Raw genomic sequence first — 14697 nt, 5'->3', positions numbered from 1 at the left:
CGTATGGACTTTTGGAATTCGTTCTTTCGATATCCGATAGATCAGCTTCCGTTTTTCCTGCTGACCATTCTGATCGCATTTACGGTACATGAATTCTCGCATGCGTATTTTGCTAACAAATTTGGTGATCCGACAGCCAAGCTGTTGGGTCGGGTCACGCTGAATCCAGTTGTACACTTTGACTTGTTTGGTGTGCTGTTACTCATTATTGCCGGCTTTGGTTGGGCACGTCCAGTTCCCGTTAATCGGGCTAATTTCGACAAGCCTAGATTGATGGGCATCATCGTATCCGCAGCAGGGCCTCTGAGCAATCTGTTGCTCGCGATCATCGGTACAATTATCTATGCTTCACTGGTTGGTTCGGGAGCACTCGGCGGCATTGATAATGAGCGGTTGCTGACAGCAATCACGACGTTCTTCGCTATCTTTAACTTAACCAACTTTTTCCTGTTCCTGTTTAACTTGATTCCGTTGCCCCCACTGGATGGTTATCGGATTCTGGAAGATGTAGTGCCACCTTCAATCAGCCGCAAGCTGCAAGGGGTGGAGCAATGGTCTATTTTTATCTTCCTATTGATTCTTGTTTTACCTCCGTTGCAAAATGTGACTATTCAACCTTTGTATGAGTTTGCGCAAACGATGTATGTAGATCTGGCAAAGCTGGTTATTGAATTATATCGCTAAAAGCGTATCGTGTTTTGGACTGATATACTGGTCAGAAACACGTAAAAGTTGTATGATCATCTGTGGCGATTGGATTCACGCCTGTCATCAGGCGGGGTGAATTCCAGTCATAACAGGACAGAATGGGTGGATTGACTAATGCAGCGATATTTTGTATCTGCAGAACAGTTTAATGAACACGCTGTGATTATCACAGGTGATGATGCACGCCATATTGGCAAGGTCATGCGTGGTAAACCTGGAGATAAACTGATTGTCAGTGACGGAAACTCCAGAGAAGCACTCGTGGAAATTGAGAGTATTGAAGTTGGCCAAGTGACAGCCAATATTGTGGAACCTCTCGAGATGGACCATGAAGCACGGATTCGTGTAACTGTGGCACAGAGTTTGCCCAAGGGTGACAAGATGGAAACAGTCATCCAGAGATGTACTGAGATTGGGGCGGTATCATTTGTACCCTTCCTCTCAGAGCGTACGATTGTGCAATATGATGCCAAGAAAGAAGGCAAACGGTTGGAGCGGTGGCGGAAAATTGCCAAGGAAGCTGCCGAACAGAGTCACCGGAATCGCATTCCATCCGTTGAGCAGCCGCTTTCCTGGAAAGGGCTGTTATCTTCTTTTGAGGGCTATAGCCTGGTATGTTATTGTTATGAGAAAGAAAACGGTAAACAGCTGAGAGATGCACTGAAGCCGTTTATAGAGCAACTTGCACCTGATGCAAGTGCAGAAGTTTTGATCGTGGTTGGACCGGAAGGTGGATTTTCTGAGAAGGAGACGGCAGAGGCTGATCAGGCAGGTGCTGTATCTGTTGGACTGGGCAAACGCATTTTGCGTGCTGAGACAGCTGGAATGGCAGCACTAACTTGCGTGCTATATGAATCCGGAGAAATGGGAGGAATGTAATTATGCCATCCGTGGCGTTTTACACCTTAGGCTGCAAAGTTAATTTCTATGATACAGAGGCGATTTGGCAATTGTTCAAAAACGAAGGTTACGATCAAGTGGACTTTGATGAACAGACAGCGGATGTATACTTGATTAATACTTGTACAGTAACCAATACCGGCGACAAAAAGAGCCGTCAAATTATTCGTCGTGCCATTCGGCGCAACCCGGAGGCGATTGTGGCCGTTACAGGCTGTTACGCGCAGACTTCTCCGGCAGAGATTCTGGACATCCCAGGGGTGGATCTAGTTATCGGTACACAGGACCGTGACAAGATTTTGCCATATGTTAATGAAATTCAGGAGTCCCGTCAACCCGTTAATGCGGTGCGTAATATTATGAAAACCCGTGTGTTTGAAGAAATGGATGTACCTGATTTTGCTGATCGTACCCGAGCTTTCCTGAAAATTCAGGATGGATGCAATAACTTTTGCACGTTCTGCATCATTCCGTGGTCTCGTGGTCTCTCACGTAGTCGGGAAGCAAACAGCATTATTCAACAGGCGCATCAACTCGTACACGCCGGATACAAGGAGATTGTTCTGACCGGTATTCATACAGGTGGGTATGGTGATGACATGGAGAACTATGATCTGACCGATCTGCTGTGGGATTTGGATAAGGTAGAGGGTTTGGAGCGCATTCGAATCAGCTCGATTGAAGCCAGTCAGATTGACCACCGTATGCTCGACGTGATCAAACGTTCGGACAAACTTGTTCGTCACTTCCATATTCCGCTGCAAGCGGGTGATGATACGGTGTTAAAACGCATGCGCCGCAAATATACGACAGAAGAGTTTTACAACAAGATGCTTCGCATTCGGGAAGCAATGCCTGATGTAGCGATTACAACAGACATCATTGTTGGATTTCCAGGTGAGACGGACGAGATGTATCGTAATGGCTATGAGTTGATGCGGAAGATCGGTTTTTCCGAAATGCACGTATTCCCTTATTCCAAGCGTACGGGCACGCCAGCAGCACGAATGGAAGATCAGGTGGACGAAGAGATCAAAAATGCACGTGTGCATGAACTGATTGACTTGTCTGAGCAGATGCAGCTGGAGTACGCTGAGCAGTTTGTTGGACAGGTACTGGATGTTATTCCCGAAGGTGAAGCCAAAGGCCGCGAGGGAAGTGGCAAGCTGCACGGTTATAGCGACAACTACATTCAACTGGTCTTTGACGGAACGATGGACATGGTCGGTAAAGTGTGCCGAGTCAAAGTGGTTGAAGCTGGCGTCAACGAGAGTCAGGCTACGCTGGTACGTGTGTTGGAAGAGAATCTTAAGTCCGCCGCGATGTAATCGAGGCGTCAGAAACAAGGATTTCATTTCCTTGGGGAGCTTACCCGGGGAGATGAGGTCCTTCTTTTGCAAAAAATAAGATTAAGATATCGAAGTTGATGGGGGAGAGCACGATGAACAAAAAAGAAATTTCAGCAGGCGGAGTTGTTTATAGAACAGGGGAAGACGGACGTCTTCAAATTCAGCTTATCGTAGATCGTTATGGTAAAACAACTCTCGCCAAGGGCAAAATGGAAGATGGAGAAACAATTGAACAGACGGCACTGCGCGAGATTTTGGAAGAGACAGGTATGGTGGGCCGCATTGTAGAGCCGGTTGATATCATTGCTTACACGTACCAACATGCAGATTTTGGCCCGGTGGACAAGGAAGTTCATTATTATCTCGTTGAAGCCGAGAGTGGTGATCTACAGCCTCAGATTGAAGAAATCAAGGGTGTGGATTGGTATGCTCCGGAAGAAGCATGGTCCAGACAGCAGCAGAACGGATATGATAATAACGATGACATCTTGCGTGTAGCCCTGAACAAGTTAGGCATTAACGTATAACGCATTCTAGTTCGAGTTCGAGTCAGTTAGCCGCGCGCTCTGTGGGTCTGGATAGGCAGATCATCAAGCCACGGGTGACTTCGCCGCGGGGGCGTGGACCGGTGGTTTTTTGTGCCAGATTGGCAAGTAACAGAATGGCAAAGCAAGCAGTGAACTGGTGATGTTAAAAAGGGTCTGGGCATGCGCAATCTGTGCCCCGTTGTCCGCTGACAGCCAGGCCGAAGCTGCATGCAGCTGGCTGATCAGCGGCATAAACAGCAGCGCTCCCGCAATGTTTAATACAACATGGGAGGCTGCGACAAATTTGCCTGCGGATGCTCCGCCCGCGGCAGCAATCACAGCGGTGATGCAGGTCCCCACATTGGACCCAATCACAATGGCGATGCCGATCTCCACAGGCAATACCCCTGTGGCTGCGAGCGTAATCGCCATGCTAATGACAGCAGCGCTGCTGTGAATGAGCGCTGTCAGACAGGCACCTGCCAGGAAGCCCCACCACAAGCTGTCGGCCGAGCGGTCGAGAAACCATTGAAATACGCCCATGCTCCGCAAGGGTAAGGCAATGGATTGCATCACCTGAATACCTGTCATAACAAGTGCAAATCCCGCAGCTGCGAGGAAGCTGTACTGGATATTAAACAGAGTCCGGCGCGTGCGTTCAGGAGCGGCCAGATTGCGTTCACCAAGAACAACAAACATGGCCCAGCCCGTTAGCGACAGGACGAGTAGCGGCAGGGAAGCACGTCCGATCTGCAGTCCTACCAGCTCCGTTGTCAGGCATGTCCCGATGTTGGTGCCGAGGATGATGCCGAGTGTGCGTCCATAGGTAAGCAATCTGGCGTTAGCCAGTCCAATGGTGAGTACGGTGACCGCAGTACTACTCTGCAACAAGGCCGTTGCACCTGCACTGAAGGCCATGCCTTTCCATGGAGCAGAGGTGGCTCGATTGAGCCAACCCGCCAACATGGGCCCTGCCATGCGCTGCAAGGCCGTTTCCATCAGCTTCATGCCACCAAAAAAGATAATAAGCCCATAGAGTAGGGGCAATATAACATCTCTAAACATAGAAACATCATTCCTTCCGTCCGGTTCCTTAACTCATCCTATGAGTAAGAAAAGACAACCATGACAAGCCTAAAGGAATTCAGAGGGAAGTGACCTGAATTATCGGCCCCTCAATTCCAAAAGTCAGGAAATGCGTCTTAACTGCTCCACCCCAATTCGAAAGATATGGTGATTCGTGTAAACGTAGCGGAGGGACGAATCAAATCTGCGGAAGCGAGCCACACATGTGTGGCGTTTATTTTAGATTTTTTTGAGTAGGGGAGTCCCAAAAAAGAATAACAACGCTCAGAACCAATCCGTAACCGCTACGTCACTCATACAGCTCTCAAATTAACAAATTAGCACCGACATGCTCTCAATTTCCCCACCCGAATTCGAAAGATACGGTGATTCGTGCAAGCGTAGTGGAGGGGACGAAATCGAATCTGAAGAAGCGAAGCGTGCGCCTTTGTCTCCGGATTTTCCCTTTAAGAAAGGGAATCAAAAAAATCTGGAGACAACAGCGATCGGAAGATCGATTCGAACCCGGAACGCCATTTACGCGCCGCACCAAACCTATCTTTTCAACTAACTATGAAAGAAGTGGATCTACCTTGCCATCAGTTACACTCGAACGCAGTCGCAAAAAGCGGCTTGAACATGCACATCCATGGATATTTAACAATGAAATTGCTTCTGTTGACGGAAACCCGGAACCGGGAGATCTGGTCAATGTATTGAATCATCAAGGTCGCTATCTGGCGACAGGATATTACAATCCCGCATCTCAAATCACAGTAAGAGTTGTAGCTTATCAACCCTTGGAGTCCGAACAGATGGATACGGCGTTCTTTGCAGCGCGTTTCCGCGATTGCTTGCGTCATCGGGAACGTTTTATCCAGGATGGAGAGGCATACCGTCTCGTTTATGGCGAAGCTGATTTTCTGCCAGGCTTGATCGTTGACCGATTCGGTAGCATTCTCGTTGTACAGTTGCTTACACTCGGCATGGATCGTTGCCGTGAAGCCATTGTACAAGCACTCATTGAAGTAATGCAGCCAGAAGGCATATATGAGCGCAGTGATGTCTCGATTCGTGAACTGGAAGGTTTGGAGCAGACCAAAGGTCCGCTGTACGGAGAGTGCCCACGGCATGTCACAGTTACAGAAAATGGACTACTCATTAAAGTGGATATCGTGGAAGGGCAGAAGACAGGTTACTTCTTCGACCAACGCGAGAATCGTGCAGCCATCGAACCGCTTATGAAGGGTTGGGGCTACAAGAGTGGAATCACACTTCAAACGACCGAGCAGGATGGCACAGAGCAGCTCTTGCCTGTGAATAAAAGCGGTAAGGTAGTTACATTCCCATATTGGGATGGTGCCACCGTACTGGAGTGTTTCTCACACACGGGCAGCTTTACGTTGAATGCTTGCAAGTATGGAGCCAAAAAAGTGACTTGTCTTGATATTTCGGAGCATGCCATTGAGAGTGCACGAACAAATGTGGAGCTGAACGGTTTCACTGACCGGGTCGAGTTCGTAGTTGCTGATGCATTCCAGTACTTGCGTGAACAAGTGAAAGGACTGGATGAACGTACCGCACGTGCGCGTGCTGCCGAACAGAAAGTAGATACATCCAAAGCCCTTGCAGCTGGCGGTAAAACATTTGATGTGGTCATCCTCGATCCCCCGGCGTTTGCCAAAACGAAATCAGCAGTTAAAGGTGCGTGCCGTGGATATAAGGATATCAACCTGCAAGGAATGAAACTGGTTAATGAGGGTGGATATTTGGTAACAGCCAGCTGTTCGTATCACATGCGTCCTGATCTTTTCTTGGACACGATTGCTGATGCAGCGGAAGATGCAGGCAAAGTGCTTCGTTTGATCGACTGGAAAGCAGCTGGTAAGGATCACCCACAAATTTTGGGCGTGGATGAAGGACATTACCTGAAATTTGCTATTTTCGAAGTGCGCAGTAAAAAGAATTAGAAGGGTCTCTTTTCACTTTTTTTAATCTCTCGTGAGATAAAGTGAAGTTTAATTGAATGATACTTTCGGTTAAAAGTCCACAGTGTGATAGCTGCGGGCTTTTTGCTGTTTTGTTGTGTTAACGGAGATGATCTCCGGTTTTACCGGAAAGTGGCAAACGTATGTTCCGAACCAAGTCAGATATGTTATACTGGGAATTAAAATCTTGTACGTGTGGTTTGGAGGATTAGACATGTCCGTTCGTTTTGTTATTGGCCGGGCAGGCAGCGGAAAAAGCTCGCTGATTACCCGGGAAATTACATCCCTGCTTCAAAAGGAGCCGCAAGGTAAACCTTTGATTTTACTCGTTCCGGAACAGAGTTCCTTTCGAACAGAGCAGGCATTGGTGTCTTCTGGAGCAATTAAAGGTACCATGCGCGCAGAAGTGCTCAGCTTTCGCCGTTTAGCCTATCGTGTAATGCAGGAAGCAGGTGGTTCTGCTCGTATTCCGATCGGAGCCGAAGGCAAAAAGATGCTGCTCTACAAAGTCATCCAGCGTCGTAAGGAAGAATTAAAGCTGTTTGGTGCATCCGGCAGCCAGCTGGGTTTTATAGGCGAATTAAATGACTTATATAGTGAATTTAAACGTTATGAAGTTGATCCATCATTGCTGGAAGAAGGGCTGTCTGGAGGGAATACCTCATCGACTTCGCCGATTCTGGAGGACAAGTTGCATGACTTGAATCTGATATATCGTGACTATGAACAGGAACTGACTAATTTATATATTGATGATGAAGACACGTTGACTGAGCTGACAGATCGTTTGTGGGAAAGTGCATTGCTGCAGGATGCCCAGATCTGGATTGATGGTTTTCAGGGATTCACACCACAGGAGATGAGTGTGATTGGTCGGCTGATGTTGCAGTCCTCTTCCGTGACGATAGCACTGACGTTGGATCGTCCTTATGATCACGGCACACTGCCTGGAGAACTGGAACTGTTTTATCCCACGGCAAGTGCCTACGCACGCCTGAAAGGGATGGCTGACGAACTGGGTGTGCCGAGCGATATAACCGTGCTAGATTCGGAGATTCCACCAAGATACAAGGATCGTCCGGGACTTGCTCATCTGGAGGCTGGTTTCGACCGCCGAATTCGTTGGAAAAGTGAAGGCCTTGATTCCGGAATCCGACTGGTTGCAGCGGAGAACCGACGAGCTGAGATGGAGGGAGCACTGCGTGAGATGCGGCGTCTGGCGCAAAACGAAGGTGCACGTTATCGGGATATGGCAGTACTTGTTCGTCAGTTGGATACCTACGCTGATATAGCTGAACCGTTATTTAGGGATTATGACGTACCCGTCTTTCTGGATCGCAGAAGAAATGAACTTCATCATCCATTATCCGAGTTTATCCGTTCCGCACTGGATATTGTTCGGCGCCACTGGCGTTACGAGGATGTATTTCGCTGTGTCAAAACGGATCTGCTGCTTCCCCGTGATGGTTCCATCACTCGTGAAGATATGGACCAGCTTGAGAATTATGTACTGGCTTGTGGTATTCACGGGTATCGCTGGACTGACGGCAAACCATGGAAGTATGTACCAAGCCTGTCGCTCGAAGACAACGGTCAGGATGGCCGTAGTCGAGGACGTGACCAGATGCTTTCTTTAATGGAGAGCTGCCGAACGGTCATTACAGATTCCTTGGGTCTTTTTGAGAAAAGAATGAAAAAGGCAAAGACAGCCAAAGCCCAGTGCGAGGCACTATACAGATTGCTGGAAGATGCTGAAATCCCATGGAAGCTGGAGAACATGTCTGCTGAAGCTAAGGCACAAGGTGACCCCGAACGGTCGAGAGAACATCGACAGATGTGGGGAGCTGTGCTGGATTTATTGGATCAGATGGTCGATATGATGGGGAATGAACGGCTGGATATCACGCTGTTTGCCGGGATGATTGAGACCGGATTGACGGAACTGAAGCTGGGTCTGGTACCACCAGCACTTGATCAGGTTTTGGTGGGTTCTATGGACCGTACACGCCTTCAGGACATCAAATACGTATTTATCCTTGGCGCCGTTGATGGTGAATTACCTGCCGTACCTCAGGATGATGGCGTATTAACGGAACTGGAACGAGCGTTACTGACAGAAAGAGGCGTGGCGCTTGGACCAGGTGCAACTAGGCAAATGTTAGATGAACGTTTTCTAATCTATACAGCACTTACAGCGGCAAGCAGCCAGTTGTGGCTGAGTTATCCGGTTGCTGATGATGAGGGGAAAACACTGCTTCCTTCCGAGATTGTCCGTCATGTACGGAAGATGTTTGGTTTACAAGAACAGCCATTGCTCGCTCAACCACCGGTTGCGAACTCGGAAGAAGCGCATTGGTCCTATGTCACCCATCCGGGTCAGAGTCTGTCAACGCTCATTGGACAATTGCGCAAATGGCGCCGCGGAGAAGACATCCCTGAAATGTGGTGGGCGGTCTACAATTGGCATGTATCTCGAGAGACAAGCAGACCTCAGCTGGAACGGTTGATGGGATCAATCTTTTATCGTAATAGAGCATTACCACTACGTACGGCTACCAGTCGCAGACTGTATGGTACAGAGGTGAGGACGAGTGTTTCGCGAATGGAGCGGTTCGTAGCTTGTCCGTTCTCCCATTTTGCTTCGCACGGGCTGCGTCTCAAAGAACGGCAATTGTACCGCCTTCAGGCTCCTGATATCGGACAACTGTTTCATGCTGCACTTAGCCAACTGGCTATGCGGTTGCGTGAAGAAAATCGTAGTTGGGGCAGTTTGACTCCAGACCAATGCCGTCAGGAAGCCGAGCAAACGGTGGAGCAGATTGCACCACAGCTGCAAGGGGAGATTTTGCTAAGCACCAAGCGATACGGTTATATTTTCCGCAAATTGAAGGACATTGTTAGCCGGGCATCCGTTATTCTTGGTGAACAGTCCAGACGTGGAAGTTTTGAACCGATTGGATTGGAGCTTGATTTTGGACCGGATAAAACACTGCCGCCACTACGTTTTGAACTGGAGAACGGCTGTGTGATGGAGATCGTGGGTCGGATTGACCGTGTGGATGTGGCAGAAGGCGAGAATGGTCTGCTCCTGCGTGTCATTGACTATAAATCAAGCCAGACGGACCTCAAGTTACATGAAGTGTACTATGGTCTGTCATTGCAGATGCTCACCTATCTGGAGGTGCTGCTTAGTGCTGCCGAAGAATGGCTTGGGGAAACGGCGATGCCGGGAGGAACGTTGTATTTCCATGTGCATAACCCGCTGTTGCAATCCGCAAACGGCATGACATCAGAGCAGGCAGGACAAGAACTGCTGAAACGGTTCAAAATGAAAGGTTTGCTGCTGGCGGATCGGGACGCAATCGCTCAAATGGACAACACCCTGGATAAGGGGTATTCAGCCATTATTCCAGTTGCCCTTAAGGCAGATGGCAGCTTTTATAGCAGCGCTGCTGTAGCTACCCCAGAGCAATGGGAGACGCTGCTTGCTTCGGTTCGCAGTAATATCCGTGAGATTGGTACCCGAATTACGGATGGGGATGTGGCCATTGAGCCTTATCGTATTCAGCAGGAAGTGGCGTGCACGTTCTGTCCATATAAGCCTGTTTGTCAGTTTGATGAGAATATAGAAGGAAATGAATACAACCTGTTGTCCAAACCGGGCAAACAGCAAATCTGGGATATGTTATCTCACACCAAGGGAGGGGAAACATTATGACGAATATGCCAAAACCGGAAGGTAGCTTCTGGAGTGATGACCAGTGGAGTGCCATCTCTGAAAGCGGAGAAGACATTCTGGTTGCCGCAGCGGCGGGATCAGGCAAGACAGCCGTGCTGGTTGAACGAATTATTCGCAAGATTGCAGATCCCTCCCAAGGATTCAGTGTGGATCGCTTGCTTGTAGCTACGTTTACGAAAGCGGCCGCCGCTGAGATGAAACAACGGATTCGGGAAGCGCTGGAACGTGCGCTTGAAGAACAGCCTGGAGAAGAGCATCTGCGTAAGCAGCTCTCGCTGCTTGGACGGGCATCTATTACAACGCTGCATTCATTCTGTATGGAAGTCATTCGCCGTTATTATCAGCAAATTCCGTTGAACCCGGCTTTTCGTATCCTGAATGAAAATGAAGCGGAAATCATGCGGCAGGAACTGCTCGAAGAACTATTTGAGGAAAAGTATGGCGAAGAAGATGAAGGGAGTACATTCCGCGAATTGGTGGACTGGTTCAGTGGAGAACGAAACGATGATGCGATGCATCGACTGGTGCAACGATTGTATGATTTCTCCCGCAGTCATTCCTGGCCGGATCATTGGCTCTCAGAGATGGCATCTGCTTTTCAGGTGGAAAGTGTAGAGGCGCTTGGACATTCAGCATGGGTTCAGAGTATTTTGCGTGATGCGGCTCTTGCTTTAAGTGGTGCAGCAGGACTGCTCCGTCAAGGCATCCATATTTCTATGCAGCCTGAAGGTCCGGCACCTTATGCAGATACGTTAAAAGAAGATCTGGTGATGGTGGAAGAGCTGTTGTCTGCGGTGGAGGTTATGCCATGGGAAAGGTTGCCCGAAGTGTTTCAGCCCGCTGCATTTGGTAAACTGAAACCCTGCAAAAAAGATCAGACAGACCCAGCTTTACAGGATCAGGTGAAGGAACTCCGCGAGGCTGCGAAAAAGGCAGTTACTGACCTGAAAGGCTCATTGTTTGGAAGAACTGCGTTTTCGTTCTGGCAGGAACTGGAGCAGGCGGCACCGCTCATGCAGGAACTGTCGAGGCTGGTTAGTACATTTGGAGAACGTTATCGACAGGCCAAACAGGAACGTGGGCAAGTAGACTTCAGTGATCTGGAGCATTACTGTCTTCACATTTTGCGACATGAGGATTCAACGCCTGAACTGTCGATGCCTTCCGATGCGGCTATGGAGTACCGTTCACGATTCGATGAAGTGTTACTAGATGAATATCAGGATACCAATACGGTTCAGGAAGATATCGTGAAACTGATCTCCAGAGAAAACCCGGGTAACCGATTCATGGTCGGTGATGTCAAACAGAGTATCTACCGTTTCCGATTGGCTGAGCCGGGTCTATTTATGAACAAGTATCGCCAATATGGAGCGAGCACACGTGAAGATGGAACGGTGGAAGATCGTCTGCATCGTACAGGTCAACGTATTGATCTTGCGCGGAATTTCCGCAGTCGTAAGGAAGTCGTGCATTCGGTCAATATGATATTCCGGCAACTCATGAACGAAGGTGTGGCAGAGATTGCTTACGATGAACGAGCTCAGCTGGCATATGGAGCTACGTTCCCGTCAGAGACGCTTGGCGATGAGGCGTATACACCTGAACTCATGCTAATTGATCGTCAGGGTGGTGGTCCTGATCTGACAGAGAGTACGGATGAGAACGGGGATGCATCGGTCTCCGCAGAACTGGAGAGTGCCGAACTTGAAACGGCCCAGTTGGAAGCGCGGGCGATCGCAAGGCGTATTCGTGAGATGGTTGGGGATACGGACAAACCTGCTCTCCATGTATATGACAAAGCCCTGCAAACGATGCGCCCGGCACGTTACGGCGACATGGTCATCTTGCTGCGTTCGACCTTGATGTGGGCTCCGCTCATGATTGAGGAATTCAGGCAGCAGGGAATTCCTGCTGGAGGGGAACAGAGCAAGGGCTACTTCCAGGCTACAGAAGTGGAAATCATGATGTCTCTGCTTCAGCTTGTTGATAATCCAAGGCAGGATATTCCGCTCGCTTCCGTGCTTCGTTCCCCGATTGTCGGGCTGGATGAAGAAGAACTGGCACAGATTCGGCTTGGTGACAAAAGACAATCATTCTACGATGCGGTTATATCGGCTGCGGGAGAGTGGAGCAATTCTTCCACTAATTCAGTACAACAATCCGGGAAGGATCTTCATCCTGATTCGAATATGGTCCAGTTGCAGTGGCCAGAAGCCTGGTCAGAAATGAAACAGGGACAGCGGGAGACAGCAGCTTCAGTAGAGGCAGAGATTCTGGACGATGTATACGAATTTGATGTGCATAGAGATGGAATTCAAGATGCTGGTTTTACTGGACAGGCAAGCGAGGATATGGACATAACGGAGATTTCAGGCTCGGAGCTGCAGCAGAAGTTAATTCGTTTTATGCGTCAATTGCAGCAGTGGAGACTTGAGGCAAGACAAGGCAGTTTAAGTGAACTGATCTGGCGTATGTATCGGGAAACCGGGTATTTGGACTGGGTTGGTGGTCTTCCAGGAGGGCTGCAACGTCAAAGTAATCTTAAGGCATTGTACGATCGCGCACGACAATATGAGGAATCAACTGCGAATCGCGGCTTGTTCCGTTTCCTGACCTATGTTTCCAGACTGCGGGAAAACGGGGGAGACCTCGGGACTGTAACAAGTAGTTCTGGTGAGCAGGACAACGCCGTACGTATCATGACGATTCACCGGAGTAAAGGTCTGGAGTTTCCAATTGTCTTTGTCGGTGGCATATCCAAAATGTTCAATCAACAGGATCTGAACGCACCGTTTCTAATGCATAAGGAACTGGGATTTGGCCCGAGGTTTGTGGATCGTGAGAACCGGGTAGCTTATCCTACATTAGCCAATCTGGCGATTCGTCGTCGGGCGCAATTTGAACTGCTTGCTGAAGAGATGCGTGTGCTGTATGTTGCGTTGACTCGTCCCAAAGAGAAAATGATTTTGCTGGGCACCGTAAAAGATGCCGCGAAAAAAGCGATGGCGTGGTCTCAGGTCAAGGATAGCTCTGAAGTGGCATTACCAGACTATCTGCTTGCTGCAGGACGGAGTTACCTGGACTGGATTGGGCCATCCCTGATGAGACATCCAGATGCGGCTGTGCTGCGAGAACTTGCAGGAAGCAATGATTCGTTCTCAGCCTGTCTTGCAGATGATCAATCACGATGGGCGATTTCTATTGTTTCTGCCGATCAGGTTTCTCGTGACCATGTGGTGGATCAGACACTTGGGGAAGAAGACGGGATGACTGAGGTGCGGAAAGAACGAATTGCTGCACTAAAAGCAGTTCAGCCTGTGAAGTTGGTTACATCCTCAACTGTAGAAGAGCTGACGAAGAGTGCACAAGATACGGCTAACCAAAACATTGGAGATGAAGGTGCAGTTACAGTAGCTCTTCAACAAGAGGAGACACGGCTGATTCGCGAGGTTGATCAACGGCTTTCATGGACGTACCCCTATGAAGCAGCAACTCAAGTGGCAGCCAGCACATCTGTTACTGAGTTGAAAACGTTACTCGCGATGCAGGACATCCAGTCCGTAGAGGTGATGGAGGAACTGGGAGAACAGTCCGAGATATTATTGGATCACAATACCCCAGGAATCAATTACATCAAGGATGAAGCATGTCATGTACTACGTGGCACATCCATTGAACCTAACGAGCAGGAGACTGGATCAGGTTCAGATTCAAACGGTACGGTGAACGTTTCGGATGCGGGATCTGCGGGTACATCGTTCAAATTGCATCTGCGTCGTCCCAAATTTATGGGAGAGAAGCAATTGACAGGAACGGAGCGGGGGACCGTGTATCATACGTTGATGCAACATCTTCCTGTAGATGGATCGGCTATTGATTCACAGCTTATTGAGCAGACCATTCAGCGATTGGTTGAGCTTCAGATTTTGCTACCCCACCATGTGGAGGCTATCGAACTCGAAGAACTGGTCGGATTTTTCGATACAGAACCAGGGAAAGAGCTGTTGCGTGCAGCGTGGGTAAAACGGGAGATTCCGTTTGTGTATGGACTTCCGGCACATCAGTCCCCTGTTGAATGGCTACATGCGCAGTCTACGAACTCAGAAATCCAGACTGTTGATGAAGAAAATAAAATGCAGGCCACCATTGAAAATGAAACGGTGTTGGTCCGGGGAATTATCGACTGTCTGTATGAGGTGGATGGTGAGCTTGTGTTGCTCGATTACAAGACAGATCGGGTGTTGGAGCATCGCGGTGGACTGCGTACACTTACGGAAAACTATGCCTTCCAGCTGGAGCTGTATGGACGGGCCATTGAAGATATATTGGGACGGAAAGTTGACCGGAAGTGGCTGTACTTTTTTGATGGTGGACATGCAGTGAAATTGTAAAAGAACTGGATCGGAATTCAAAACCAT

At 48.9% G+C, this 14697-nt stretch carries 8 protein-coding genes; 7 read left to right on the top strand and 1 reads right to left on the bottom strand.

Translation table 11 applies throughout. The features are described 5' to 3' along the window. Positions 1-3 precede the first annotated feature (3 nt). The 4 genes from J2Z28_RS00885 (at position 4) to J2Z28_RS00870 (ending at position 3484) form a co-directional block, all read left to right on the top strand. The gene (locus tag J2Z28_RS00885) at positions 4-684 is read left to right on the top strand and encodes a site-2 protease family protein (protein WP_211080822.1); all 681 of its coding nucleotides are present in this window, start codon (positions 4-6) and stop codon (positions 682-684) included. Between the two features lie 138 nt (positions 685-822). Then, complete coding sequence (locus J2Z28_RS00880; RefSeq protein ID WP_036615075.1) at positions 823-1587, top strand: RsmE family RNA methyltransferase; 765 nt, start codon at positions 823-825, stop codon at positions 1585-1587. Between the two features lie 2 nt (positions 1588-1589). Further along, positions 1590-2936, top strand: a complete 1347-nt coding sequence (gene mtaB / locus J2Z28_RS00875; RefSeq protein WP_211080821.1) for a tRNA (N(6)-L-threonylcarbamoyladenosine(37)-C(2))-methylthiotransferase MtaB — start codon at positions 1590-1592, stop codon at positions 2934-2936. A 113-nt stretch (positions 2937-3049) separates the two neighbouring features. After that, positions 3050-3484, top strand: coding sequence for an NUDIX hydrolase (locus tag J2Z28_RS00870; protein WP_211080820.1), 435 nt, complete (start codon positions 3050-3052; stop codon positions 3482-3484). 63 nt (positions 3485-3547) lie between these two features. Here J2Z28_RS00870 and J2Z28_RS00865 read toward each other — a convergent pair whose 3' ends face one another. After that, the gene (locus J2Z28_RS00865) at positions 3548-4549 is read right to left on the bottom strand and encodes a Na/Pi cotransporter family protein (protein ID WP_211080819.1); all 1002 of its coding nucleotides are present in this window, start codon (positions 4547-4549) and stop codon (positions 3548-3550) included. A gap of 593 nt (positions 4550-5142) precedes the next feature. Between J2Z28_RS00865 and J2Z28_RS00860 the strand changes: the two genes are divergently transcribed. The 3 genes from J2Z28_RS00860 to addA all read left to right on the top strand — a co-directional run bounded on the left by J2Z28_RS00860 (position 5143) and on the right by addA (position 14670). Then, the gene (locus tag J2Z28_RS00860) at positions 5143-6519 is read left to right on the top strand and encodes a class I SAM-dependent rRNA methyltransferase (protein WP_211080818.1); all 1377 of its coding nucleotides are present in this window, start codon (positions 5143-5145) and stop codon (positions 6517-6519) included. A 232-nt stretch (positions 6520-6751) separates the two neighbouring features. Continuing rightward, complete coding sequence (addB, locus tag J2Z28_RS00855) at positions 6752-10255, top strand: helicase-exonuclease AddAB subunit AddB (protein ID WP_211080817.1); 3504 nt, start codon at positions 6752-6754, stop codon at positions 10253-10255. After that, positions 10252-14670: a helicase-exonuclease AddAB subunit AddA gene (gene addA / locus J2Z28_RS00850; protein WP_211080816.1), complete on the top strand. Its 4419-nt coding sequence runs from the start codon at positions 10252-10254 to the stop codon at positions 14668-14670. The genes addB and addA overlap by 4 nt, the downstream gene beginning before the upstream one ends. Positions 14671-14697 lie beyond the last annotated feature (27 nt).

The sequence above is a fragment of the Paenibacillus xylanexedens genome (assembly GCF_017874615.1).
Lineage (GTDB): Bacteria > Bacillota > Bacilli > Paenibacillales > Paenibacillaceae > Paenibacillus > Paenibacillus xylanexedens.
Note: the sequence above shows the minus strand (reverse complement) of the source record. Positions and strands in the feature narration are given on the sequence as shown.

Excerpts from the sequence above, each read along its gene's own strand:
- J2Z28_RS00885 (WP_211080822.1), top strand. The coding sequence starts at position 4 with ATGGACTTTTGGAATTCGTTCTTTCGATATCCGATAGATCAGCTTCCG.
- J2Z28_RS00880 (WP_036615075.1), top strand. The coding sequence starts at position 823 with ATGCAGCGATATTTTGTATCTGCAGAACAGTTTAATGAACACGCTGTG.
- mtaB (WP_211080821.1), top strand. The coding sequence starts at position 1,590 with ATGCCATCCGTGGCGTTTTACACCTTAGGCTGCAAAGTTAATTTCTAT.
- J2Z28_RS00870 (WP_211080820.1), top strand. The coding sequence starts at position 3,050 with ATGAACAAAAAAGAAATTTCAGCAGGCGGAGTTGTTTATAGAACAGGG.
- J2Z28_RS00865 (WP_211080819.1), bottom strand. The coding sequence starts at position 4,549 with ATGTTTAGAGATGTTATATTGCCCCTACTCTATGGGCTTATTATCTTT.
- addB (WP_211080817.1), top strand. The coding sequence starts at position 6,752 with ATGTCCGTTCGTTTTGTTATTGGCCGGGCAGGCAGCGGAAAAAGCTCG.
- addA (WP_211080816.1), top strand. The coding sequence starts at position 10,252 with ATGACGAATATGCCAAAACCGGAAGGTAGCTTCTGGAGTGATGACCAG.